The 23,536-nt window shown below is 55.0% G+C and carries 19 protein-coding genes; 12 read left to right on the top strand and 7 right to left on the bottom strand.

All coding sequences use genetic code 11. The features are described from left to right. Positions 1–315: 315 nt before the first annotated feature. The 3 genes from lpdA to ACN08Y_RS08895 all read left to right on the top strand — a co-directional run bounded on the left by lpdA (position 316) and on the right by ACN08Y_RS08895 (position 4,076). On the top strand, positions 316–1,692 hold the full coding sequence (gene lpdA, locus ACN08Y_RS08885; RefSeq protein ID WP_419112443.1) for a dihydrolipoyl dehydrogenase: 1,377 nt from the start codon (positions 316–318) through the stop codon (positions 1,690–1,692). 90 nt (positions 1,693–1,782) lie between these two features. Further along, positions 1,783–3,489, top strand: a complete 1,707-nt coding sequence (gene sucB / locus ACN08Y_RS08890) for a 2-oxoglutarate dehydrogenase, E2 component, dihydrolipoamide succinyltransferase (protein WP_419100093.1) — start codon at positions 1,783–1,785, stop codon at positions 3,487–3,489. 203 nt (positions 3,490–3,692) lie between these two features. Continuing rightward, positions 3,693–4,076 carry a hypothetical protein gene (locus tag ACN08Y_RS08895; RefSeq protein WP_419100092.1) on the top strand — a complete coding sequence of 128 codons (384 nt, stop codon included), beginning with the start codon at positions 3,693–3,695 and terminating at the stop codon, positions 4,074–4,076. 100 nt (positions 4,077–4,176) lie between these two features. On the opposite strand, the gene ACN08Y_RS08900 is transcribed toward ACN08Y_RS08895, so the two are convergent. Then, a complete protein-coding gene (locus tag ACN08Y_RS08900) occupies positions 4,177–5,802 on the bottom strand; it encodes a protein kinase domain-containing protein (RefSeq protein ID WP_419112444.1) in 1,626 nt (541 codons plus the stop codon). Between the two features lie 182 nt (positions 5,803–5,984). On the opposite strand from ACN08Y_RS08900, the gene lipB reads away from it, so the two are divergent. From lipB to ACN08Y_RS08915, 3 genes are all read left to right on the top strand, one after another. Further along, on the top strand, positions 5,985–6,656 hold the full coding sequence (gene lipB, locus ACN08Y_RS08905) for a lipoyl(octanoyl) transferase LipB (protein WP_419100090.1): 672 nt from the start codon (positions 5,985–5,987) through the stop codon (positions 6,654–6,656). 82 nt (positions 6,657–6,738) lie between these two features. After that, positions 6,739–7,746: a lipoyl synthase gene (lipA, locus tag ACN08Y_RS08910; protein ID WP_419100089.1), complete on the top strand. Its 1,008-nt coding sequence runs from the start codon at positions 6,739–6,741 to the stop codon at positions 7,744–7,746. Positions 7,747–7,905: 159 nt separating this feature from the next. Beyond that, entirely contained in the window at positions 7,906–8,643 is a 738-nt protein-coding gene (locus ACN08Y_RS08915; RefSeq protein ID WP_419104268.1) for a DUF4191 domain-containing protein, read from the top strand. 58 nt (positions 8,644–8,701) lie between these two features. On the opposite strand, the gene ACN08Y_RS08920 is transcribed toward ACN08Y_RS08915, so the two are convergent. Together ACN08Y_RS08920 and ACN08Y_RS08925 are read right to left on the bottom strand one after the other, a co-directional pair. Continuing rightward, entirely contained in the window at positions 8,702–9,382 is a 681-nt protein-coding gene (locus ACN08Y_RS08920; protein WP_419112445.1) for a DedA family protein, read from the bottom strand. Between the two features lie 50 nt (positions 9,383–9,432). Then, positions 9,433–9,894 carry an RDD family protein gene (locus ACN08Y_RS08925; protein ID WP_419100086.1) on the bottom strand — a complete coding sequence of 154 codons (462 nt, stop codon included), beginning with the start codon at positions 9,892–9,894 and terminating at the stop codon, positions 9,433–9,435. Positions 9,895–10,175: 281 nt separating this feature from the next. Here ACN08Y_RS08925 and glnA (ACN08Y_RS08930) point away from each other — a divergent pair, with 281 nt between their 5' ends. Together glnA (ACN08Y_RS08930) and budA are read left to right on the top strand one after the other, a co-directional pair. After that, positions 10,176–11,600 (top strand): type I glutamate--ammonia ligase, encoded by a 1,425-nt coding sequence (gene glnA / locus ACN08Y_RS08930; protein ID WP_419112446.1) that lies wholly within the window; start codon positions 10,176–10,178, stop codon positions 11,598–11,600. A gap of 115 nt (positions 11,601–11,715) precedes the next feature. Beyond that, positions 11,716–12,468, top strand: a complete 753-nt coding sequence (budA, locus tag ACN08Y_RS08935) for an acetolactate decarboxylase (RefSeq protein WP_419112447.1) — start codon at positions 11,716–11,718, stop codon at positions 12,466–12,468. A gap of 88 nt (positions 12,469–12,556) precedes the next feature. Here the strand turns inward: budA and ACN08Y_RS08940 are convergent, their stop codons facing one another. The 3 genes from ACN08Y_RS08940 to glnA (ACN08Y_RS08950) form a co-directional block, all read right to left on the bottom strand. Beyond that, positions 12,557–12,805, bottom strand: coding sequence for a hypothetical protein (locus ACN08Y_RS08940; RefSeq protein WP_419112448.1), 249 nt, complete (start codon positions 12,803–12,805; stop codon positions 12,557–12,559). 36 nt (positions 12,806–12,841) lie between these two features. Beyond that, positions 12,842–16,015, bottom strand: a complete 3,174-nt coding sequence (locus ACN08Y_RS08945; protein ID WP_419112449.1) for a bifunctional [glutamine synthetase] adenylyltransferase/[glutamine synthetase]-adenylyl-L-tyrosine phosphorylase — start codon at positions 16,013–16,015, stop codon at positions 12,842–12,844. An 89-nt stretch (positions 16,016–16,104) separates the two neighbouring features. Then, positions 16,105–17,448, bottom strand: coding sequence for a type I glutamate--ammonia ligase (gene glnA, locus ACN08Y_RS08950; RefSeq protein ID WP_419100081.1), 1,344 nt, complete (start codon positions 17,446–17,448; stop codon positions 16,105–16,107). Positions 17,449–17,664: 216 nt separating this feature from the next. Between glnA (ACN08Y_RS08950) and panB the strand changes: the two genes are divergently transcribed. Next, positions 17,665–18,555, top strand: coding sequence for a 3-methyl-2-oxobutanoate hydroxymethyltransferase (gene panB / locus ACN08Y_RS08955; RefSeq protein ID WP_419112451.1), 891 nt, complete (start codon positions 17,665–17,667; stop codon positions 18,553–18,555). 57 nt (positions 18,556–18,612) lie between these two features. Here panB and ACN08Y_RS08960 read toward each other — a convergent pair whose 3' ends face one another. Beyond that, positions 18,613–18,819, bottom strand: coding sequence for an SPOR domain-containing protein (locus tag ACN08Y_RS08960; protein ID WP_419100079.1), 207 nt, complete (start codon positions 18,817–18,819; stop codon positions 18,613–18,615). A 266-nt stretch (positions 18,820–19,085) separates the two neighbouring features. On the opposite strand from ACN08Y_RS08960, the gene map reads away from it, so the two are divergent. From map to ACN08Y_RS08975, 3 genes are all read left to right on the top strand, one after another. Then, complete coding sequence (map, locus tag ACN08Y_RS08965) at positions 19,086–19,991, top strand: type I methionyl aminopeptidase (protein WP_419112452.1); 906 nt, start codon at positions 19,086–19,088, stop codon at positions 19,989–19,991. Positions 19,992–20,016: 25 nt separating this feature from the next. After that, the gene (gene ppgK, locus ACN08Y_RS08970) at positions 20,017–20,859 is read left to right on the top strand and encodes a polyphosphate--glucose phosphotransferase (RefSeq protein WP_419100077.1); all 843 of its coding nucleotides are present in this window, start codon (positions 20,017–20,019) and stop codon (positions 20,857–20,859) included. A 243-nt stretch (positions 20,860–21,102) separates the two neighbouring features. After that, positions 21,103–23,508 carry a glycogen/starch/alpha-glucan phosphorylase gene (locus ACN08Y_RS08975; protein ID WP_419112453.1) on the top strand — a complete coding sequence of 802 codons (2,406 nt, stop codon included), beginning with the start codon at positions 21,103–21,105 and terminating at the stop codon, positions 23,506–23,508. Positions 23,509–23,536: the final 28 nt, after the last annotated feature.

Genomic DNA, 23,536 nt, shown 5'->3' on the forward strand with positions numbered 1-23,536 from the left:
AAAGGTAACCGGGATGTAATCGTTAACACCTCATGACGTGGCGTCCACCATAATATGAACATGAGCCTTTACCCCTGCCCCCAGAGATTCATAGCCCATTCAAAGGCTCAGCAGAGGCCCGAAAGGCTATCTACAAGGGGTCCTAGAGTGAAAGGCTAGCTCCCTGGGTGCATCAGGACCCTCAGTTTTAGTCACGGGGCACATAAGTCTCATCGGCGCAATAGTGGAGCTGTGCCCCGACAAGCGATAAGCTAGAAAATGACAGTAGATAAGGGGGCATTGTGTCTCCGCAAACCCATGTAAGGGAGCGTCAACGTGGCCGACTCGGCAACAACAGAATTCGATATCCTCATCCTCGGTGGCGGTAGCGCAGGCTACTCAGCTGCACTTCGAGCTGTACAGCTCGGTTTCTCCGTAGGTCTCATCGAAAAAAGCAATCTGGGTGGCACCTGCCTGCACACCGGTTGCATTCCCACCAAGGCTTACCTGCACGCAGCAGAGCTCGCTTCTGAGGCAAAGCACGCCTCACAGTACGGTGTTAACACCACCCTTGAATCCATTGACATGGCCAAGGTTCGTGACTACAAGGACGGCATCGTTGCCGGTAAGTTCAAGGGCCTAACCGGTCTTCTCAAGATGAAGAAGGTCACCGTCATCGAAGGTGAAGGTAAGCTCACCGGCCAAGACACCATCAGCGTTAACGGCACCGCCTACAAGGGTAAGCACATTATCCTGGCCTCCGGTTCTGTTTCCAAGACCTTCGGTATTGAGATTCGCGATCGCGTTCTGACCTCAACCGAAGCGCTGCAGATGGATTACCTCCCCAAGAGCGCAATCGTTCTGGGCGGTGGCGTTATCGGGTGTGAATTCGCCTCCATGTGGAACTCAATGGGCGTTGACGTCACCATTATCGAGGGCCTACCCCACCTAGTACCCAACGAAGATCCCTCCATCATTAAGGTTCTTGAGCGCGAATTCAAGAAGCGGGGCATCAAATCCTCACTGGGCAAGTTCTTCAAAACTGTTGAGCAGGACGCCAACGGCGCTAAAGTCTCCCTCGAAGACGGCACCACCTTTGAAGCTGACATCGTGCTCGTTGCTGTAGGCCGTGGCCCCAACACCGAGGGCTTTGGTTACGACGAGCAGGGCCTGACCATGGACCGTGGCTTTGTCATTACTAACGAGCGACTGCACACCGGGGTAGGCAACATCTACGCTATTGGCGATATCGTCCCCGGTGTCCAGCTAGCTCACCGTGGCTACCAGCAGGGCCGTTTCGTTGCTGAAGAGATTGCTGGCCTGAACCCACAGGTGGTTGAGGATCTCCATATCCCCAAGGTCACCTACTGCGAACCCGAAATTGCCTCAATCGGCTACTCACAGCCCAAGGCTGAAGAGAAGTTCGGCAAGGAAAACATCGCGGTTACAGAGTACAACCTGGCCGGTAACGGTAAGTCCTCTATCCTTGGTACCGGCGGTCTGGTCAAGGTTGTCCGTGAAAAGAACGGCCCTATCATCGGTGTTCACGCTGTTGGCAAGCGCATGGGCGAGCAAATTGGTGAGGCACAGATGTGGGTTGTCTGGGAGGCTTTCCCCGAAGACGTTGCACAGTTTATCCACGCTCACCCCACTCAGAACGAATCACTCGGTGAAGCAGCAATGGCCTTGGCTGGCGCACCGTTGCACGGCTAAATAAGCTTCAGGTAGGTGGTCGCTCCGCACCTGTGAAGCACCACCTACCCTTTCAATATTCCATCACGTACAAGGAGACCACGAAGGACTATGTCCACTACCGTTGAACTGCCCGCACTGGGCGAATCAGTAACCGAGGGTACCGTTACCCGCCTACTCGTTGAAGTTGGCGAAACAGTTTCTGTCGACCAAGCTATCGTCGAAGTTTCAACTGACAAGGTTGATACCGAAGTTCCCTCACCCGTTGCCGGTGTTGTTGAACAGATTCTCGTTGAAGAAGACCAGGATGTCGAAGTAGGTGCTCCCCTGCTCGTCATTGGTGACGGCTCCGGCGCAAGCGCATCTGCTCCTGTAGCTGCACCTGCCCAGGAAGCTCCAGCAACATCCGCTCCCGCAGCTGAATCCGCTGCACCTGCACCCACTCCTGCGGCTCAAGCCCCTGCAAGCTCCGCTGAAGGCGTTGAGGTTACCCTCCCCGCGCTGGGCGAATCAGTTACCGAAGGCACCATCACCCGCTGGCTCAAAGAGGTTGGCGAAGAAGTAGCCGTTGACGAGGCTCTGGTTGAGGTTTCCACCGATAAGGTAGATACCGAAGTTCCCTCACCCGTTGCCGGTACCCTGCTTGAAATCCGCATCCAGGAAGACGAGGATGCCGAGGTCGGCCAGGTTCTGGCCATCATCGGTAGCGCTTCATCTGCTGCCCCCGCCGCCTCAACTGATGCGCCTCAGGCCCCTGCAGCCGACGAAGCCAAGGTAGCTGATCAGGCGCAGGCACCGGTAGCGGTTTCTTCACAGGATGAGGCTGCTGAGGCTCCTGCTGTCGAAATTCCCTCCGGCGAGAACGGCGAAGCCTACGTCACTCCCCTTGTACGCAAGCTGGCGAAGCAGGAAGGTATCGACCTTTCAACCATCAAGGGAACCGGCGTTGGTGGCCGCATCCGCAAGCAGGACGTTTTGGCTGCTGCCGAGGCTAAGAAGGGCTCTGCTGCAACCCCCGCCGCAGCACCCGCTCCCGTAGCTGCGCCAGCTGCTGCTCCTACGGCCCCTGCTGCCCCCAAGCCTGCAGTCTCCTCAAAGCGTGGCACCACCGAGAAGACAGCTCGTATCCGCCAGACCGTTGCCAAGCGCATGGTTGAGTCGCTGGCAGTTTCAGCTCAGCTGACCACTGTCCAGGAAATTGACCTCACCCGTCTGGTTGCTCTGCGCAACAAGGCTAAGGCTGGTTTTGAGGCTCGTGAGGGTACCAAGCTGACCTTCCTGCCCTTCTTCACCAAGGCAGTTACCGAAGCTCTGCAGCAGTTCCCCCAGTTCAACTCCTCAATGAGTGATGACTTCAAGGAAATTACCTACCACGGATCCGAGAACATCGGCCTAGCAGTTGACACCCCCAAGGGTCTGCTTGTCCCCGTTGTTAAGGATGCCGGTGACCTCAACATTGCCGGTATCGCAAAGAAGATCAATGATGTAGCCAAGCGTGCACGCGACGGTCAGGTTGCACCTGAGGAGCTCTCCGGCTCAACCTTCACCATCTCATCAACCGGCCAAACCGGCGGTGTCTTCTTCACCCCGATCATCAACCAGCCCAACGTAGCTATCTTGGGTATCGGCTCAACCAACAAGCGCCCCGCTGTGATCCAGGACGCTGATGGTAACGATGTCATCGCAATTCGTTCGCTAGCATACTTCTCACTCACCTACGACCACCGCGTCGTGGACGGTGCAGATGCTGGTCGCTTCCTGGCTTTCCTCAAGCAGCGACTTGAAGAAGCCGCTTTTGAGGCTGAGGTCGGCCTCTAAAAACAGGTGGTGACTGAGTAAGGGACATCTAACCCCTTTACTCGCCCAGCTATTGTTTGAGGGTGCTCCCCCATCACATGATGAGGGAGCACCTTTTGTGTACCCCCTGTTTGCCTGGGGTAACTGACATAGGTGCCGACCAACACACCCCTTGCTGTGACATACTGTCGATAAAGAGCCCGGTATTCCGTAGACTAAAGAACATGTCTATTGCTTTTTCAATTCTTCTGTTTCTGCACATTATTGGTGCTTCACTAGTGTTTGGCCTTTGGGTAGCAAACTTTAAGAAAGCTGTCGTCCTGCCCGGCCAATTCCATGCCGCGCTCTTGCAGCTTGTTACCGGTTTCGCTCTCTACTTCATGCAGATGGCAGAAAATATGCAACTCAACCACATGATGATTGGCATAAAAATGGTGATTGCCCTGGTGATCGCTGCCGCTGCATTCGTAGGTCAGAAGAAGTACAAGGCCGCTCTTGCTCTTGGCACTCCTGAATCAGGTAAGAACATTGCTCTTGCCCACACCGTTGGCGGTCTTGCGCTGATTAATATTGCTATCGCAATCTTTATCCAGTACCCACAAATCTAAATCGCTGCCTGTAATCTAAGGGCATATCGAATTCGCCACTAGAGCGGTAGGCATCAACTGCCTACCGCTCTATTTCTTATTCGCTTACAGTGCTTGAAGCCTAGCCTTGGTTGGCAGTAATAGGTTTTGCTGATTCTATTCTTAGCCCTAGGCTAGAGGGCTGTAGTGTCAAGCTGACTTTCTGCATAATGCGTTCTCCATCTCGGGTCATGCCTAACCGCGCTAGTTCCTCGTCGCTCCCCTTAGGGTTGTAGCCGCGAGCTTCAAGAACCGCTATTACTGTGTAGCTACCCTCCTGACCGGCAGAAATTTCCTCAACGGACACTACTTGGGACGACATCTGGCTGAGATCTCTTGCTCCTTCTTGAGTCAGCATATTACGGTCATTGTGTTCTAATTCAGAACCGGGTAAGGCATAGTCCTGAACGCGATCGCTATTGCCAGAAGATAGAACTTGGCTTCGCAGGCGGATGAGTTCGGCTGTTTGTTGGGTAATTACTTCCTGGTAATCACCGCTGATACCACTCACCGGTTCGGAAGGTTTCTGTAATTCTGGCTCCTTTGTTGGTGATAGCGTGGCTGGGCTAGTCGGTAGTGACATTTCCTGTGACTGAGTTTCCTCTGCGGCTTGTTCTTGCGGGCTAGCGCTGAAACGCTCCTGGATCCACGGTAAGAAAACAGATATACACGCCCCCAGCGCAAGAACGATAGCCGCCAGAAGCGCTATAGCAACCCCCTGCTTCCCCGATTTCCATAAGGAGATACCAGCCCTTGATGAGGACCGTCTATTCAGTGTTTGGGGCTGCCCGTAGACTTTCGGTGCCCTCCTCATGCGGGTTTTAGGCTTGTTGGTCATCGGCTCAGTCTCAGTCGCCGTGTAGGCAGGGAGCCGGCTTAAGACGCTCTCGTTGGCACTCAGATGGAGCTCTAAGGGGGCAGAATCCGCAGTCAGGTCAAATAGGGCGGCAAGATCGGTCAGGCTCGGCTGATTTGCTCTCAGGTCAATAGCATCTTCAAGTGTTTGAGCAAGAGCGTCGCTGGCCTGAGGTAGGCTCAATAGAAGCGGCGCCCGGAGCCTTTGTGCCTTAGGTTCCTTGCCCGTAAGACAGAACCAGAGAATAGCGGCACAGGCGGCAATATCCTCTGCCTTTTTGGCTTCTTTGGCAGTATCGGGTGAAGTTCTGAGATCAAGGTCGGGCGCTAGAACTTTAAGCTCCCCCTTAACAGTGAAAACGCAGTGCTCTAACCTAAGGTCTCGGTAGGCAAGCTCTTGCTGGTGGAGGTATGTTAATGCCGCAGTCAGGGCCTTAGCTACGGTGGTAACTTGGGCAAGTGGAAGCTGGCCCCGGGCTCTGCAATAATCCGCTAGAGTACCTGCTTCAGCTGCCTCATACCAGATATGACCTGCACTAGGTGAGCTGGTTACTGCATCTACTCTCAGGACGGCAGGGTGGGTAGGTAAAGAGCAGAGCCGTTCAGCTGCTTTCATTGCGGCGGTTGCGCTCTTTGAATATTGAGTCAGTGTGTAAGGCCCTGCTTGTATCTCAAGCTGTCCTGCTGCCTGATAGCCACAGTCAGCAATCCAGGTAGAGTGGGTCGGCCCGCTTTCAAGGCGATATCGGAGGATGACATCGGTCAGGCCCTTGAGCGCGCTGTCAGATGCAAGGGGTTCCTGCTCAGGGTGAGATGGTGCGTCTTGTGGGTGAAGAGATGCTTGGCTTTTCATGTTCTAGACATACCTCACATGCAAGAACCCATTAAAAAGTTATCCACAGAACAGACATTTCTACTAGTCAGAGATACATTAGTTAGTTGTGGATAAAAATTCACAGTTGGTCACCAAAAACTTAAAGCCACACTTAGGCTAGCTATTTTTAGAGTCTGACTAAAAGGACTACCCTAGAGGGTATGGCACTTTTGTTTGAGCGGGTCGGCTTTGCACCCCAGTACGTTGACTATGAGACGGCGCTTCAATACCAGCGCAAGACACACGAAAAAGTCGCTACCGGCCAACAACAAAACACCGTCCTGCTCCTAGAGCACCAGGAAGTTATTACCGCTGGGAAAAGAACCGAAGACCATGAGTACCCTAGCGACAATCGAGTTCCTGTGATCAAAATTGATCGTGGTGGCAAACTGACCTGGCACGGCCCCGGCCAGCTCGTTGGATATCCCATTGTCCAGCTGCCCGAACCCATTGACGTGGTCAGGTACGTGCGAGTCTTAGAAGAGGTCCTCATCAAGGTCCTTACCGGGCTCGGTATCACCTGCCAGCAAGTGGAAGGTCGCTCTGGTGTCTGGGTCCGGGGTGACGGGGCACTGCTACCAGATAAGAAAATAGCCGCCATTGGAATTCGAGTCTCAAAAAACACCACCATGCACGGCTTTTCCATCAACTGCAATAACCCCACTGACCCTTTCGGGGCTTTCATTCCCTGCGGAATTACAGATGCCGGGGTCACCACGATTAGTGAACAGCTCGGGCGGAATATTTCTCCAGCAGATATTGTTGAGCAGGTTGAAAAGGAACTCGACCGCTACGCCAACCAGCTAGCGGCATCTTTCGTTCCCGCCACCTAGCCCTCAAAGGGGTTCCCCTCAAAACCTTAAGCCCCCACATAGACTTAACGATGAGACCAATCTACAAAGGAGATTCCTCCACATGAGCGCCCAGCCTGACGGCCGCAAGCTACTGCGCGTTGAAGCGCGCAATGCAGAAGTACCTATCGAGAAGAAGCCCTCATGGATTAAAACCAGGGCTAAAGTAGGCCCTGAATATCAGGAGATGATTAACCTCTCCCGCGGTTCAGGCCTGCATACAGTATGCGAAGAAGCAGGTTGCCCCAACATCTATGAGTGCTGGGAAGATCGTGAAGCGACCTACCTGATTGGCGGCTCTGAGTGCACCCGTCGCTGCGACTTCTGCATGATTGATACAGGTAAGCCGATTGCTATTGACCGCACGGAACCAATTAAGGTAGCCCTCAATGTCAAAAAGATGGGCCTGCGCTACGCAACTGTCACCGGCGTTGCCCGCGATGACCTTGAAGACGGTGGTGCCTGGCTCTACGCCGAGACAATCAGGCAGATTCACAGGGTATCGCCCACCACAGGTGTCGAAATCCTGATCCCTGACTTCAAAGGCAAAGAAGAAGACGTCCAGCAGGTCATTGATGCCCAGCCCGAAGTCTTTGCTCACAACCTTGAGACAGTACCCCGTATTTTCAAGCAGATTCGTCCCGCTTTCCGCTACGAGCGCTCACTCGATGTCATAACCCAGGGCAAAGAAGCCGGCCTGATCACTAAGTCCAACTTGATTTTGGGTATGGGGGAAACTAACGAGGAAATCTATGAGGCCCTCTGCGACCTACACGATGCAGGAACAGACCTTATTACCCTAACGCAGTACCTACGCCCCGGCCCGCTCTTCCACCCCATCGAGCGTTGGGTCAAGCCGACCGAGTTCCTTGAACTTTCCCAAATGGCCGAGGAAATCGGTTTCTCCGGTGTCATGGCTGGGCCCATGGTTCGTTCTTCCTACCGTGCCGGTAAGCTCTGGGCCCGCGCCATGAAGAAGCACGGCCGCCAGATACCTGAGCACCTCTCGCACATCGACGATGAAGGCTTTGCCATGCAAGAAGCAAGCTCACTAGTAGCAGCTGGCGCGTAAACCAGGCTTCAGGGTCTCCCCAGCCGTTAGCTTTATCATCCCATTTGGGTGCCTGCCGGCTTTATCGGCGGGCACCTGCCGTATAGAATGGGTAAGTTACGACGCTCTCATTACTTAGATAGCTAGGGCGCCCGGTTCTCGACTCACGAAGGATACACAGTGGCTGAATCTCGTGGCAACACCCGCGAAGAAAAGAAAAAGGCAGGCGCAGAGCGCCGCGCTAAGCGTGGCCCCGGCATGTTTGCCCAGATGAAGCAGGTCTATGGTGTGACCCGCCAACAAGACCCCAATATCCCCTGGATTTTGGCGCTGGTTTTCTGTGCAACCGTCCTTGTTTTCCTGCTCATCGGTATTCTGCTGAAGAACTGGATTACTTTCCTTCTGATCGGTATTCCTTTCGGCATCCTCTTCGCAGTGATTGTTCTTTCTCGCCGCGCAGAAAAAGCCGCCTTTGCTCAGCTTGAGGACCGCCCCGGCCGCGCAGGCGCTGCTCTCTCAACCCTGCGCCGCGGCTGGATTTTTGAGCAGCAACCCGTTGCAGTGAATAAGTCACAGGATGTTGTCTTCCGCGCTATTGGACGCCCCGGCATCGTTCTGGTGACCGAGGGCCCCACTAACCGCGTCAACGGCCTGGTTCAGAAGGAAAAGCTCCGCTATAAGAAGATTGTTCCTACCGTACCCGTTCACGTTATCAACACAGGTACCGCGGAGGGTCAGGTAGAGCTCAAACAGGTCACTAAGGCAATGAACAAGCTACCCAAGCACCTGACTCAGCAGGAGATGCACCAGGTTTCTAACCGCATTGATTCCATCTCCAAGCACAACAATATGCTCAGTGCGATCCCCAAGGGCGTTGATCCCCTGCGTATGCGCCCCAGCCGTAAGGGCATGCGCTAGCACCATTTGGCTTGATATATAAAGGCCGGGTTCTTTAAGAACCCGGCCTTTACCGTACCTACCGATCTTCTTTCTGCTTCTTGGAGCCCTTCCACCAGTTGACCACAAAGACATAGAGCAACAGCGCCAGGGTTATCTGCATCATGTAGCGATCAATGGTTTTGAGAATAGGCTGGATTCCCTCACCAAAGGTAACGCCCAGGTACAGGTAGAAGCACTTATTCAGCAGGGCGAGAATATAAATATAGACACCGATGACCATACCCTTGATCTTGCGGATACCGGCTATAGCTACCAGCAAGGTAGCGGGAATAGGCGAAAAAGGGATAAACCCCAGGAGAAGGCTCACCAGTAGGTGTCGTTCCACAAAGCCCTCTAGCTTGCGGTACCAGAGCGGTGTATGGCTGGCGAAAATCCAATTGATAAAGTCTTGCCCCCAATGCTTACCCATAAAAAAGTAAACGGCCATGAACTTGATGTGGCTCAGAGCTGCCACCGTAACCAACACAGCCCATAGAAGGTACTGGTGGGGATTCTGGGCGGCGGTAATCAGAACTCCCAAACCGGAGCCGGTCAAGAGCGACAGAACCCAGGGATGCTCAACCAGCAAGAAAGCCCGAGTGGGTATAATCGCCAGGGAGAAAATCGTCATGAATCCCAGTAGGGACAGCAGAATCTTATCGACCTTGCCTGGGGAAGTCAGGAAAGGGGGCAGAGCTGGGTCATGTTCTCTTTGCATGCTAGGGTTTTTGTCTTCCCTTGTGGAATCATCTGACATATCTACACCATCTAACGAATAAGAACCAAAATGGTATGACGTGCACGGTCGTGAAGCCCCCGCTGGTCAGCGTCCATGATCAGGACAGGAAGAACCAGCATCACCATGCTCTGGCGGACGAGAGCAGAGAGCCACCCGGCAGGTTTACCGTCAAGGCTCTGAACCTGCATTCCCATGACAAAATGACCTATGCTATGCCCCATGAAACCAACGGCAGAAACCATGTAAAGCCAGAAAAAAATGAGCTGGGCAATATCGAGAGAGGCTAGGTTCGCACCGGGGAAAACAAACTTCCCCAGGAGGAAGAAAATACCTTTAATGAGGTACCAATCCATACAAAACGCAATCAAGCGGCTCAAAGGGCGGGCAATTGCTCCCCTGCCAGAACGGGGGCGCCCCATATCCTGCCCCGGGTAATCCATATGGGTGGGGGCACCGTCAAGCCATGAACCTAAATCTTTTCTTGATACCACAACATCTAACCTTACCGGCTTAAGAGCAACTCCCCTACCCAGAAAAGTCATCTATGAGATACCACGGTCACCCAAGAGCACTGACCGCTTTCCTAGAATGAAAGAGAGCTTAGCCAGCTGCAGGAGCCCTTAACACGCCTGCAACTTGGTGCTCAGGCTGTTACACAAGCGAAACAAAGGCGACACTTGAGGGCAAAAAACTAGCTCTAGGCTAGAAACAACATCCAGGTGCCCACCCATAGGGCCCCGGGGTCGATATATCTCAAGGAGAACACCCAATTATGTTCACAACCTCACAGGAAGTCCTAGACTTCATCACCAAGGAAGACGTCAAGTTTGTTGACATCCGCTTCACCGACCTTCCCGGTGTCCAGCAGCACTTCAACATGCCCGCAAAATCCATTGATGAAGATTTCTTCACAGTAGGCCAGATGTTTGATGGGTCCTCTATTCGGGGCTTTCAGGGTATCGCTGAGTCCGATATGCAGCTCATTCCCGATGTAGCCAGTGCCTATGTTGATCCCTTCCGTCTTGAGAAGACCCTGATCATCACCGGCTCCATTGTCAACCCACGCACCGGAGAGCCCTATCACCGTGACCCCCGAGGTGTTGCTGAGCGTGCTGAAGAATACCTCAAGTCAACAGGTATTGCCGATACCGCTTTCTTCGCCTCAGAAGCTGAATTCTTCGTCTTCGAGAACGTCCAGCACGAGGTGACCCCCCAGTCTGTTTCCTTCAAGATCGACTCCGATGAAGCTCCCTGGAACTCAGCTAGGACCGAAGATGGCGGTAATCTGGGTAACAAGACACTGACCAAGGGCGGCTATTTCCCTGTCTCTCCAGTCGATAAGCAGGCCGACCTACGCGATGCCATGTGCGTAGCCCTCGATGAAGTTGGCCTCGAAGTCGAGCGTTCTCACCACGAGGTTGGCGCACCCGGCCAGGCAGAAATCAACTACAAGTTCTCCACCCTGACCCAGGCTGCAGATGACCTGCTCAAGTTTAAGTACGTCATCAAGAACACCGCCGATGCCTGGGGCAAGACCGTCACCTTCATGCCCAAGCCCGTCTTCGGTGACAATGGTTCAGGTATGCACTGCCACCAGTCACTCTGGCTGGGCGGCGAACCCCTTTTCTACGATGAGCGTGGCTACGCTGGCCTCTCCGACCTTGCCCGCTGGTACATCGGTGGTCTGATTGAGCACTCCTCATCAGTTCTGGCTTTCACCAACCCCACCGTAAACTCCTACAAGCGCCTGGTTCCCGGTTACGAAGCACCCGTGAACATGGTCTACTCGCAGGGTAACCGTTCAGCCGGTATCCGCATCCCCATCACCGGTTCAAATCCCAAGGCTAAGCGTCTAGAGTTCCGTGCACCGGACCCCTCTTCAAACCCCTACCTGGCTTTCGCTGCCCAGCTCATGGCTGGTCTAGACGGTATCCGCAACCGCATTGAACCCCCAGCACCGATTGACAAGGACCTCTACGAGCTGCCCGCTGAAGAAGCAGCAGATATCAAGAAGGCTCCTGCCAACCTCGAAGAAGCCCTGGCCGCTCTTGAAGCAGACCACGACTTCCTGCTCGCCGGCGATGTTTTCACCGAGGACCTCATCCAGGCATGGATTGACTATAAGCGCACCAAGGAGCTGGAGCCCCTCTCACTGGTGCCGCACCCGCTGGAGTACCAGCTGTACTACGGTGTCTAATCTGCCGTAAACTGGTGCCATAAGCCCAGGGTCGCGCTCCCACATCCACAGATTCTGTGGGTGTGGGGCGCGGCTTTTGAGTGTAAAGACCCATAAGTTCAGAAGAGATGAAAACATGAGCAAGCAGAGTTCAATTCTTGAAGGACGTAGCACCATCTACCGGAACGAAGTCTTTCAGACCGGCCTCATGAGCCAGCTATTAGACGGTATCTACGACGGCGATATGACAATCGGTGAGCTCCTGGGGCACGGCAATTTTGGGGTGGGCACCTTTGACGGTCTTGACGGTGAGATGGTTGTGCTCGATGGAACCTGCTACCAGATGCGCTTTGACGGCTCTGTGTCCTTAGCGGACCTGGACCAGAAGACACCCTTTGCGGTGATTACTAACTTTGTTCCGGCAATTAAGCGGGATTTACCCCGCAATCTTCTCCGTCAACGAGCAGCCCAGGTGCTTGATGATTTCACTCTCTCAGATAATTACATGTATGCCATCAAAATTGTGGGCGACTTTGAGTGGGTACGCACCCGAACCGTCAAGAAGCAGTCCAAGCCCTACCCCAAGATGGTTGATGCGGTAGAAGGCGAGGACATCGTCCAGTTTGATGATGTTACCGGCACTATCGTTGGGTTCCGCACCCCTATTTACGAGCAGGGTATCGGCGTGCCCGGGTGCCACGCGCACTTCATCAGTGACAACCGAGATAAAGGTGGGCACGTTGTAGATTTTAAGCTCCGCAGTGCGCATGTAGAAATCTGCCCGGGCACCGGGCTCCGCCTGCACCTGCCGCTCAACGAGGCTTTCTCAAATGCAGATCTCTCCCCCGAAGATTTGGCAGACCAAATCTCGAAGGCAGAGAAACACTAGCTACCCCTGCTTCTCGACTATCTGGCATAGCTCCAGGCTTTGATAGCCCAGTTGCTAGTTGATAGCTCGCATTGCAAGGTTATTGCGATCAACCCAACTCCACCAGCCCCGTAAAATCGGTGCCCTTAGGCTCAAGCTGACGGTGGTTGGCTATCTTGAGAGCAAGGCCCAGTCCGTTACCCCGGTAGTCGCCCAGAACGTAGGTGTCATCCTGCTCAACTGTATCGCTCCCCTGAAGCCGGTACATTAAGGTGTAGCCTGCCAGTCGGCCATCCGGCGCGTAAAACGCGGTCATCCATAGAGTCAAGACGGTCAATGCGTACAGTAGCCACTCCATTGTGCTCAGTCATTATCTTCTCTTTTCTCGTGATATCTAGGCCGGGTAGAACAGCTTCTCGTAGACAGCCCGGGCCTGACGGGTGATACGCAGGTAGTCATCTTCGAGTAAGCGTGCCGAGTTCGGTTCATAGCCGCACCAACGCGCAATGGCTTCTAGGTCAGAGCGGGTTGTTGTTAAAGTATCGGAAGCCCGTCCGGTCCTCAAGACATTCAAACCGCGAATCTTTGAGGCAAGCGTCCAAGCCGAACTTAGAAGCTGAGCATCGTCCTGCTCAACAATTCCGGCCTCAACGGCGGCAGCCAAAGCCCCCAAGGTTGAGGTCGTTTGCATACCCTGAACCCGGTGTGCGTGCTGAAGCTGAAGAAGTTGAACCAGCCACTCAACATCGGTCAGACCTCCCCGGCCTAGTTTAAGCTGACGAGTTTTATCGGCCCCACGAGGCATACGTTCGGTTTCCACACGCGCTTTCATACGCCGAATCTCAGTCACCTGTGCAGCCCCAAAAGTAGACGGGTAACGGTAAGGAGCGATCAGCTCTACAAAAGCCTTACCCACCGTCTCAGAACCAGCAAAGGGGCGGGCACGCAGTAGAGCCTGGAACTCCCAGGTATCGGCCCAACGTTCGTAGTACTCCCGGAAAGAGTCCAGTGAGCGCACCATAGCCCCCTGTTTGCCTTCAGGCCGCAAGTCGGCGTCAATCTCGAGCACTTTCTCGGCACGAATCGGCGGCTTGGTCGGCTGTTTGAGGAGCTGAACCATGCGGTTAATGAGTTCGGTGGCTTCTGCTTGGGCTTCACGTTCGTCTGCTCCTGGGCACGGAATATGAACGTACATGAGGTCTGAGTCTGAGCCGTAGCCAATTTCGGCCCCGCCTTGACGGCCCATTGCGATGACTGCTACATGGGTGAGCGGTTCTCGGCCCTCAGCGTAGAGTTCGCGTTCGGCAATAGCGAGCGCTGACTGGATAGCCCCTCGATCGATGTCGGACAGACCGTGTGCGACTTCCTCAGTGGTGGTCAGTCCTAGCGCTTCACCCATAGATAACCGGAGGATTTCACGGCGTCGTGCCATGCGGACGGCACGGATGGCATCCAGGGGGTCGGTGTGCCGGGTGAGCTGGGAGCGTAGTTCACCAATGATGACCTCGGTGTCTCGCGGTTTGAGGTCCTCGTCTCGGTCAAGCCAAGCAATGGGTTCGGGGGTATCTTCCAGTAGGTCAGTGATAAAGCGTGAGCTGGAGAGTAGGGTACATAGACGCTCTGCTGCGGCGGGTGAGTCTCGGAGCATACGCAGATACCAGGGGGTACCGCCAAGGGACTCACTGATACGGCGGAAACCCAGTAGGCCAGCATCGGGGTCTACTCCCTTGGCGAACCACCCCAAGAGTACCGGCATGAGCGTTCGCTGAATTTCGGCAGAGCGGCGTAGGCCTTTGGTCAGGGCCTCGATGTGCCCCATAGCGCGGCGGGGGTCCTTGTAGCCCAGGGCTGCCAAACGGTCTTGTGCGGCTTGGGGGCTGAGGGCTACCTCGTCCTTGGATAGGTGAGCCACCGCGGCAAGAAGCGGACGGAAGAAGAGCCTTTCGTGGAGTAGCTTAACCACCCGTTTGATTTTTGCCCACTGTTTGAGCATGTCGGCTTCGGTCAGCTGGTTGGGGGCTAGTGGCGAGCTCATACCCCTAGCTAGGGTGCGTCGGTCCTTTTCTTTGGCGGGCATGAGGTGGGTCCGGCGCATATAGAGCAGCTGAATACGGTGTTCCATGACCCGGAGGGTGGCATAGTTTTCGGCGAAGTCAAGGGCATCTTTGCGGCTGATGTAGCTGGCCTTTGCTAGTGCACTCAGAGAGTCGGTGGTTGTCTGAGTTCGGACGCTCTCATCGGTTCGACCGTGGACTAGCTGGAGTAGTTGAACCGTGAACTCTACGTCGCGCAGCCCTCCGGGGCCAAGCTTAATCTGACGGTCAACTTCAGCGGCAGGGATATTATCTGTCACCCTGTGTCTCATGGCCTGGACGGATTCCACGAAGGAGTCCCTGGCCGCTGACTCCCAGACGAAGGGGCGCATAGCCCTCGCCCACCGTACCCCCAGGGCAGGGTTGCCCGCTATGGGGCGGGCTTTCAGGAGGGCCTGGAATTCCCAGTTATCCGCCCACCGTTTGTAGTAGCTGGTATAGGACTCTACGGTACGGACAAGCGCCCCGTCTTTACCCTCGGGGCGGAGGTTGGCGTCGACCTCCCATAGGGCTGGTTCTGGCGCTGGTGCCATAATTGCTTTGGATAGAGCCTGAACGAGCTCAAGGCCCACCTGTGTCAGGGTGTTCTCATCTAGGGGGGTGAATCCCTCTGGAAGGTCTGAAAGCGGTGCGTGTGCCACTGCATAGACCACATCAACATCCGAGATGTAGTTGAGTTCCCGTGCACCGCACTTACCCATACCGATGATCGCCAGTTCAACTGCGGCAACAGTGTCCTCTCCTCGCGCGGCCGAAACCTCGGCGCGAGCAACGGCCAGTGCTGCTTCAAGAGCGCCCGTTGCCAGGTCAGCTAAGACATGCCCCACAGTAGGCATAAATTTGACCGGCGCGTAGCTGGTGAGGTCGTGGATAGCTAGCTCGGTGATGTGCCGGCGGTAGGCTACGCGAAGCGCGGTGTAAGCCTCTTTTCCCGTCAAGCTTGCTTTGGGTGTATCAGAATCAGGGTCCGCTCCTACGGCCTTGAGCAGGTCCGCCCGGTACACGGTGTCAAGCGGTGCAATGGGGGTCAGGAACTCATTATCAGTTTCCGGTAGCAGTGACCGGGGGAAATCTTCATAGGCTAGCTGCTTATCCTCAATCTCTAGCAGGTCTGTGTGCTCTGGGCGTCGAACAAGAAACTCCCCCAGTGCTTCTGAGCCGCCAAGTAAGCGGTAGAGAGCGGGGGCATCAGCACCTCGCCCTGCAAGTTCTGCTACCTTCGGCGCTCTCTCAATCAGCCTCACCAGCGCAGGCAGAGCAATGTCAGGTGAAGGTGCCAGCCTCAGACCCTCAAAAAGTTTATTACGGTCGACCCTTGCCAGTTCTGGTGAATCCAGCCAGCGAGCGCTCTTGGCAGCATCGTAGAAACCCAGTGCTGCCATCTCACTGATGAGGCGCACATGTGCCTTGCGTTCTTCTTCTGCGCGGCGGGTAACGTCATCGGGGTGCGCTGAGGTAGTTTTTGGGGCTGTCACCGTGTCTTGCTCCTTGGGCTGTTGGGGTTCTGCTAGATACAACAAGGCAGGCGTAGCGCCCTAGTAGGGGCTACGCCTGCACAGCCTTGTTAGAGGATACCGAGGCTGGTCTTGAGCTCGTAGGGGGTTACTTCGGCACGGAAAGCGTTCCAGTCACGGCGCTTGTTACGCAGGAACTGCTCAAAAACCTGCTCGCCCAGTGTTTCGGCCATAAATTCTGATTCTTCGGTGCGGTGGATTGCATCGTAGAGAGATGAGGGCAAGGCGTGGTAGCCCATGGCACGGCGCTCCGCGCTGGTCATTGCGGAGATATCTTCCGTAACCGCTGCCGAGGGTAGCTCGTACTCGTTCTCGATTCCCTTCAGGCCAGCCGCCAGGATAACGGCGTAGGCCAGGTAGGGGTTGGTCGCCGAGTCGATACCGCGGTATTCCATACGGGCTGACTGCATCTTGTTGGGCTTGTAGAGCGGCACACGGACCAGGGCCGAGCGGTTGTTATGGCCCCAAGAGACATAGGAGGGTGCTTCGCCGCCGCCCCACAGCCTCTTGTAGGAGTTGACGAATTGGTTGGTGACCGAGGTGAATTCGGGTGCATGCTGCAAGACACCGGCGATGAAGTGCTTGGCGGTGCGTGAAAGCTGGTACTCGGCTCCTGCCTCAAAGAAAGCGTTGGTATCACCTTCAAACAGGGAGAAGTGGGTGTGCATGCCGCTACCGGCGTGTTCGGTAAAAGGCTTGGGCATGAAGGTCGCATAGATACCCTGGGACAGGGCGACTTCCTTGATGACGGTGCGGAAACTCATGATGTTATCTGCGGTTTGCAGAGCATCGGCATGGCGCAAATCAATTTCATTCTGCCCCGGCCCGGTCTCGTGGTGGGAGAACTCTACTGAAATCCCAATTTCTTCAAGGGTGCTGACCGCTTTGCGGCGGAAGTCCTGCACGACTCCCCCGGGGGTGTGGTCGAAGTAGCTTTCAGAGTCCACAGGCTCGGGGAAACCATTGGGTCCCAGTTCCTTGGATTTGAGAAGGTAGAATTCGATTTCAGGGGAGGTGTAGCAGGTAAAGCCCATACCTGCGGCTTTGGAAAGAATTTTCTTGAGGACACCGCGGGTGTCCGAAGCACTGGGTTCGCCGTCGGGGGTGAGAATGTCGCAGAACATGCGTGAGGTGGGTTCGTCGTCACCGCGCCAGGGCAGCACCTGGAAGGTTGAGGGGTCAGGCTGTAAGAGCATGTCTGACTCGTAGACACGGGAAAGGCCCTCAATGGATGAACCGTCAAAGCCGATTCCCTCGTCAAAAGCGCTCTCAACCTCAGCCGGGGCAATCGCCACCGACTTGAGCTGGCCTACAACATCGGTGAACCAAAGACGAACGAAACGCACGTTGCGTTCCTCAATAGTGCGCAGAACAAACTCTTGCTGACGATCCATGTAACCTATCCGTTCGTGTCGCTAGCGCTACCTGCACCCCGGTGGGCAGGTTCTTATTCGCTACCTTCCAACTCTAGAACTTTGTGTTTCCCTCTGCCTACCTGGCACGCGCACAAACTAAGGAACCGTAACCAGTTTTAAACATTTCTTTCACCGACTGAGAATATGCGCCCTCAGGTCGTTTGCGCGGTCGATCCTGCCACTAAAGTTAGGGGTATGCTCAACGAAGAAAGTTCTCCCTACGGCTCACAGGCTTCCGCCCCGGCCGCATCTGCTCAGCAGAATTCAGCAGGTAGTGTCCTCGATGTTAAAAAGGTGCGGACTGTTCACCTGCGCCAGGCCAAAGAGGCTGGTGAAAAGTTCGCTATGCTCACCAGCTACGATACGCTCACCGCTACTATCTTTGACCGCGCCGGTATTGAGGTTTTGCTGGTGGGAGACTCCGCTGGCAGTAACGTCCTGGGGCATGATTCCACGCTCACTATCACTGTTGATGAAATGCTCCCACTGGTGAAGGCTGTATCGTCAGCCGCCCAGCGCGCCCTGGTGGTAGCTGATTTGCCCTTTGGCTCCTATGAACAGTCACCGCAGCAGGCGGTTGCTAGCGCAGTGCGTTTTATGAAAGAGGGCGGTGCGCACGCCATCAAGATGGAGGCAACTAGCTATCACACCGAGCATGTTAAGGCCCTGGTTGCGGCGGGTATCCCTGTCATGGCGCACATCGGTTTTACGCCCCAGTCTGAGCATGCCCTGGGTGGCTATCGAGTGCAGGGGCGTGGTGATAGCGGAGAAGCGCTCATAGAGAGCGCGCTTGAGCTTACTGAGGCCGGTGCCTTCTGCTTACTCATTGAGATGACGCGGTCAGACATAGCGGCACAGATTGACCGCGCAGTCCATATTCCGGTCATCGGCATCGGTGCAGGATCTGATGTAACAGGTCAGGTTCTGGTCTGGCAGGATGCTTTCGGGCTACGCCAGGGCAAGATGGCTCGGTTTGTTAAGCAGTACGCCAACCTGTACGACACTCTGTTGGAAGGTGCCCAGGCCTACCGCCAGGACGTACGCTCAGGGGCCTATCCCGCACCCGAGCACAGATTCGACCAGTGATTTCACTTAAAGTGTAGGGGCCGATAGCACAGGCTACCGGCCCCTACTTTTATGGTTTTACTTGCCCCAAGAATTTTTGCCTTCATCCCAGGCTTCGTTACGTTTTTTAGCTGTTTCCATAGCGTGCTCGGCTTCTTCGCGTGTAGCAAAGGGGCCCCACAGCTCAGTGATTTTTGACTGCTGGCCCTCTTCTACTTGTCCGGTACGCAGATTGTAGTAAAACTCCGTGGCATGGGGACCAGGTGTTACATTCTCAAGTGACATGTCTTCCTCTACATATAGTGACAGACGAGAGCATCGTTCTGCTTCCCAACCATCCTATGAAGGCCCTGGCCCCTTGGCAAGAGTCACACTTCTTTGAAACACCATGGAGTAAGCCACCAAAGCGGTTTAAGAGAAAGCAAGGAATGCCAGTAAGCCCTCCAAGAGTGAAGAGAAAAGCTTGGACGCGACCTAGTGTGGCAAAAGTTTCCTTGCCTGGCACCCATCAGACCCCATTGAGAATCAGGAGAGGGACTACGATTTATAACATGTCGACAAATTCTTCTAGCCATAATCTTCCCGCTCAGCCCGGCAAAGCACCTCTTGGTTGCCTGGTTCCCGGCACAGTTACCCCCATGCGCTCGGTACCGGCAGGCATTGAACGCCCTGAATATGTAGGCAAGCCTGAAGCCGATGAAGGTAAAGGCTCCAACTTCTACACGCCCGAAGAAATTGAGCGGGTGCGAGCCGCTGGCAAGATTGCCGCCGGGGCAATCGTGGAAGCCGAAAAAATTGCGGTTCCCGGAACCACCACAGACCACATCGATGTTTTAGTGCACGAGTATATCTGCGACCACGGTGCCTACCCCTCAACCGTTGACTACCGTGGTTACACCAAGAGTGTCTGCACCTCATTAAATGAGGTCATCTGCCACGGAATCCCCGATTCAACCGTTCTTGAAGACGGAGACATCCTTAACCTCGATGTCACCGCTTACCTCGATGGCATGCACGGCGACACCAACCGTACACTCTTGGTCGGAAATGTTGATGAAGAATCGCGTCTGCTTGTTGAACGCACCGAAGAGGCCCTCAACCGTGCCATGAAGGCTGTCCGCCCGGGACGAGAAATCAATGTTATTGGGCGAGTGATTGAGAAATACGCAGCCCGCTTTGGCTACGGTGTAGTCCGGGACTTTACAGGCCACGGTGTGGGCCGTGAGTTCCATTCTGGCCTAATCATTCCCCACTACGATGCCGCCCCCGCATACAACACCCTTATCGAAGAAGGCATGATTTTCACAATCGAACCCATGCTGACTTTAGGCACCATCGAGTGGGATATGTGGGATGACGACTGGACCGTCGTCACCAAAGACCGCAAGCGCACCGCCCAGTTTGAGCACACCATGGTTGTTACCGCCGACGGTATCGACATTCTAACTCTTCCCTAGCCTCATCACCTTCAAGGAGTAGGACATGGCAGAAGCAGGCCACCAGATTCCCGAGCCCACCCCGGCTGACCTGGTCATCGGTATCGATATCGGTGGTACCGGTATGAAAGGCGGGATTGTAGACATTCGTACCGGTTTACTGGTCGGTGACCGTTTCCGGATCCCGACTCCCCAGCCAGCAACACCAGAGGCCTGTGCAGGTGTAGTAGCCCAGATCGTTGAAGAGTTACAGGGGCGCGATCTGGCACCGCTCTCAGATTCGGCAATCGGAATTGATTTCCCTGCCATCATCAAGAACGGTCTTGCTCTCTCGGCTGCAAACGTTGACCCCAGCTGGGTTGGAACCAACCTCGAAGAAACTATGAGCAAGGCCCTGGGGGGGCGTCTGGTCTATGCCCTCAACGATGCCGACGCCGCCGGGCTAGCAGAAGCCACTTATGGCCAGGGACGGGATAAGGACGGCCTGCTTGCCCTGATTACTCTGGGTACCGGAATTGGTTCCGCGCTCATTAACAACGGTCAGCTTATTCCCAACACAGAACTCGGTCACCTCGAGATTGATGGGCAGGATGCTGAGACCCGTGCATCAGCACGTGCTCGTGAGGTGTATGAGCTCTCTTGGAAAAAGTACGGCAAGCGGTTGCACCGCTACTTCTCACACCTTGAGATGCTCTTCTCACCTGACCTGTTCATTATCGGCGGGGGCATTTCTAAGAATCCTGAGAAGTTCATGCCCTATCTTGAGGGGAAGCTGCGTACTCCCATGGTTATGGCAGCCCTCCGCAATAACGCTGGCATTGTTGGGGCTGCGCTGTGGGCTGGTGGCATGCCCAGCGAGCACAAGCGTAGAGCTTCCGTGAAAGCCTAATACTGCCCCCTAAAGCAGTGGTAGCAGGCAGTGGCCACCGGCTGAGATATGCAGCTGGTGGCCTCTTCTTTAGACAAAACTATCTGTGAGCATCTCTCAGGAAGCACCAAGATTGCGTCAATTTAAGTCGTACCATGCCGCTGGGAAACTCATTCTGTCTCAAAAAAAAGAATTTTTGATATCGGTATCGGCGGTTCGTGCCATTTTTGCCTCTACCCGCGAATTTGAAATTAGTATCGAAGTATGGCACAAAACGAACGTCCTGAAATTTCAGTAGCAAACTTCCGCGCTTCTTTGTTGGAACATCTTCAGTTCACAGCAGGAAAAGATCCGCAACATTCAACTATCTTCGATTGGCGCATCGCGCTTTCGCACACTTTGCGTGACAGGGCCGTTGAGCCCTGGTTTGCCTCCACACGACGCACCTGGGACGAAGACCGTAAACGTGTCTACTACCTTTCAATGGAATTCCTCATCGGTCGCCTGATGGAGGACCTTGCAATCAACCTGGGTCTGCGTGAGACTGCTGAAGAAGCACTCAGCGAGCTTGGGCTTGATTTTGAAACCGTGGCCAAGGCTGAGCCCGATGCGGCACTTGGCAACGGTGGTCTTGGCCGCCTGGCAGCCTGCTACCTTGAATCAATGGCAACTGTTGGTTGCCCCGCTTACGGTTACGGTCTGCGCTACGAACACGGCCTCTTTGAACAGAGCTTCCTAGACGGTCGCCAGCAGGAGAACCCCGAGAACTGGCTCGCTAACGGAAACCCCTGGGACTTCAACCGGCCTGAGTCAGTCTACGGCGTTGGCTTTGGCGGCGAAATGTACGAGGAAAATGGTCTTCTGCGCTGGGAGCCCGGTACACATGTGCAGGCCCAGGCATTCGATACCCCCGTTGTAGGCTACGGCGGCAAGTGGGCTAACACCCTTCGCCTCTGGGCCGCAGCACCCAACGCCGACCTTTTTGACCTGGGTAAATTCAACTCCGGTGACTTTGTAGCCGCCGCTGAGCCCGAAGCTCTTGCTCGTAGTCTCAGCAGGGTGCTCTACCCCAATGACACCACCGACGGCGGCAAGCAGCTCCGCCTGTCACAGGAATACTTCCTGACTTCAGCATCTGTTCAGGACATCGTGCGCCGCCACCTAGCAGGCCATTCCTCCCTGGAGAACATGGATCAGCATGTAGCAATCCAAATGAACGATACGCACCCTGCAATCGCAGGCCCCGAGCTCATCCGTATCCTCGTCGATGACCACGGCTTCGGTTTCGACCGCGCCGCAGATTTGAGCAACCGCGTTCTGGGCTACACCAACCACACCCTTCTGCCCGAAGCGCTGGAGCGTTGGACCGTTGGCCTGATGCGTAACGTGCTACCTCGCCATCTCCACATCATTGAGCGTCTCGATCAGCAGTTTGTTGAGCTCCAGTCAGGCTCACCCCACCCAGTCCGCCTCATCTCAGGCGACCAGGTCAATATGGGTGACCTAGCTTTTACAACCAGCCACCGTGTCAACGGTGTGTCTGCCTTACACACCGAGCTCGTCCGAACTGAGCTCTTCCCCGTGCACAATGCTCTGCACCCCGATCGCATCCTGAATATCACCAACGGCATTACTCCGCGCCGCTGGCTCAAGCTAGCAAACCCCGCGCTGGCTGAGTTGATCACCAAGACCGTCGGTGAAGGCTGGGAAACTGATCTCGAGCGTCTCAAAGAACTTGAAGCATACGCAGATGACCCCGAGTTCCTCCATGCCTTCGGGCAGACTAAGCTCGCAGCTAAGGAGCGTTTCACCCGCTGGATGCGCGAAGAGCACGGCATTGATTTACCCACTGATGCTTTGTACGACTCACAGGTCAAGCGCATGCACGAATACAAGCGCCAGCTCCTGAACATCCTTTGGACTATTGCGCATTACCAGCGCATCAAGCGTGACCCGAACGCTGGCTGGGTACCTCGCGTCAAGATCTTCGGTGGTAAGGCTGCCCCCAGCTACCAGACCGCTAAGGACATCATCAAGCTCATCAACGATGTTGCGGATCTTGTCAATAATGACCCCGAGACAAACCACCTGCTCCGTATCGTGTTCCCGCCGAACTACAACGTTTCCATGGCAGAACGCCTCATTCCTGCTTCTGACCTGAGCGAGCAGATTTCAACTGCTGGCATGGAAGCTTCGGGAACAGGCAACATGAAGTTCGCTCTCAACGGCGCGCTTACCATCGGTACCCTCGATGGCGCCAACGTCGAAATCCGTGAGCATGTTGGTGCAGAGAACTTCTTTCTCTTTGGTCTGACCACCGAGGAAGTAGCTCAGCGCCGTAGCCAGCCCGGTCACTCACGCCTAGCAATCGAGAAGAGCCAGGCTCTTAGGGACATCCTTCAGGCTGTAGCAGAAGGCACCTTTAGCCCCGGTGAGCCTTACCGTTTTGGTCAGCTGGTCGATGATATGTGGAACAAGGACTGGTTCCTCGTCGCCTCTGATTTTGATGACTACGATCGTGCTCAGCAAGAGGTTGAGGCCGCTTACCGCGATTCAGCTCGTTGGAATCGCATGGCGGTATTGAACATTGCCCGTATGGGTTACTTCAGCTCCGACCGTTCTGTGCGCGAGTACATGAGCCAAATATGGGGAATCGACCCGGCCATTTAGGCTAGACCGTTACTTTAAGGAATCTGGA

This window comes from Rothia sp. P5764, assembly GCF_048512965.1.
In the GTDB taxonomy this organism is placed as follows: Bacteria; Actinomycetota; Actinomycetes; order Actinomycetales; family Micrococcaceae; genus Rothia.